A 1616-nucleotide genomic window follows, 5' to 3' on the forward strand; every position below is an offset into this window, starting at 1 on the left:
CTGGTCTCCAGCGCGGAGAACTCCACGCTGGACTGGAAGGCGCAGTACGGCTACATCGAGGACATCGGCGACGGTCGCGGCTACACCGCCGGCGTCATCGGCTTCTGCTCCGGCACCGGCGACCTGCTGAAGGTCGTCGAGCGGTACGCGGAGGCGCGGCCCGGCAACGCCCTGGAGCGCTTCCTGCCGGCGCTCCGCTCGGTCGTGGGCGGCGACTCGCACGAGGGGCTGGGCGACGCCTTCACCGGGGCCTGGGCGGAGGCCGCGGACGACACCGCGTTCCGGCGGGCACAGGACGCCGAGCGGGACGAGTCGTACTTCGACCCGGCGGTCGCCCGGGCCGAGGCGGACGGGCTCAGCGCCCTCGGGCAGTTCATCTACTACGACGCGTTTGTGATGCACGGGTACGCCGACGCCCAGGGCACCGTCGGCTTCCGCACGATACGGGCCGAAGCCGTCGAGGCCGCCGATCCACCGGCCGAGGGCGGTGACGAGGAGGCCTACCTCAACGCCTTCCTCGACGCCCGGGTGGAAGCCCTGCGCAAGGAGCCCTCGCACAGCGACACCAGCCGGGTGGAGACGGCCCAGCGGGTCTTCGTCCACGAGGGCAGGCTCCAACTGGAGACCCCGCTGGCCTGGAAGGTGTACGGCGAGAGCTACCGGATCGACGGACCATGATCCGTAACGAGTGCCGACCGGCCGTAAAGGGCCGTCCGGAGGGCTCGCGACGCACGCGGGCCGCGGTGCGCGTACGCCGGTGCGCCCCGCCCTGACCTGCGCACTCGTCGACCGGGGTCGTTGCCGGCCGGGCCGTGACCGGCACGGTGCGGGGCCGTTTCCACGGTTGGAGGCACATCGACCGTGCCTCGCCCGAAGCCTCAGGGAGACACTTCAGATGATCAAGAAGATGCTGCTGACCGCGGCGGTCCTCATGGCCGGCGCCGGACTCCTCGCGAGCCCCTCCGCGTACGGTGTGCAGAGCCCCCTGCCCGCGGCCCCCGCCGCCCAGGCGGCACCGCAGCTCGTCTGCACGGTCAACGACAACGGCGTGAACTTCCGGGGAGGCCCGGGCACCGGCTACCCCGTCCTCGGTACCGTGAACCGCGGACAGAACATCAACGCGCGCGGCCAGGAGGGCAGTTGGATCATGGGCGATCTGTGGGGCGGGCCCACGGGCGTCTGGATCCATGTGGCCTATCTCGACTGCTGAGCCCCACGGCCCGCGAGGAGCCCCGCCCCCGGGGGCTCCTCGCCTCCGCGTACCGGGAATCCCCCCTCCCCGCACCGAAGGCCTTCCGGCCCGTGCGTCCCGGAGTCTGTACCGACGGCCGCACAGCTGATAGGAAAGCTTCCTAACAGAGCAGCGACACGACCCACTCCTCTGGGAGGACAGGTGCATCACCCCCACAACCGCACCGCACGTCGCACCACTCGTCTCCTCCGCCCCGGCGTCCTCGCCGTGGCCGTCCTCGGGCTCGCGCTGACGGCGCTCCCGGTCACCGCTCACGCCGGCGCCCCCACACAGCCGGCCGCTCATCACCTGGAGGCCGCCGCGACCGGACTCGACGATCCCGCGAAGAAGGACATCGCGATGCAACTGGTCTCCAGCGCGGAGA

Annotated in this window: 2 protein-coding genes and 1 pseudogene; all 3 read left to right on the top strand. The window is 71.7% G+C overall.

Annotated elements, in window-relative coordinates:
- A partial coding sequence (locus IH13_RS0135045; RefSeq protein ID WP_031091044.1) for a chitosanase occupies positions 1-678 on the top strand: 678 nt, incomplete at its 5' end.
- Between the two features lie 217 nt (positions 679-895).
- Positions 896-1210, top strand: coding sequence for an SH3 domain-containing protein (locus IH13_RS0135050; protein ID WP_031091047.1), 315 nt, complete (start codon positions 896-898; stop codon positions 1208-1210).
- 183 nt (positions 1211-1393) lie between these two features.
- Positions 1394-1616, top strand: a pseudogene (locus IH13_RS0135055) (chitosanase); the annotation flags it as partial.

This window comes from Streptomyces sp. NRRL WC-3549, assembly GCF_000721935.1.
Lineage (GTDB): Bacteria > Actinomycetota > Actinomycetes > Streptomycetales > Streptomycetaceae > Streptomyces.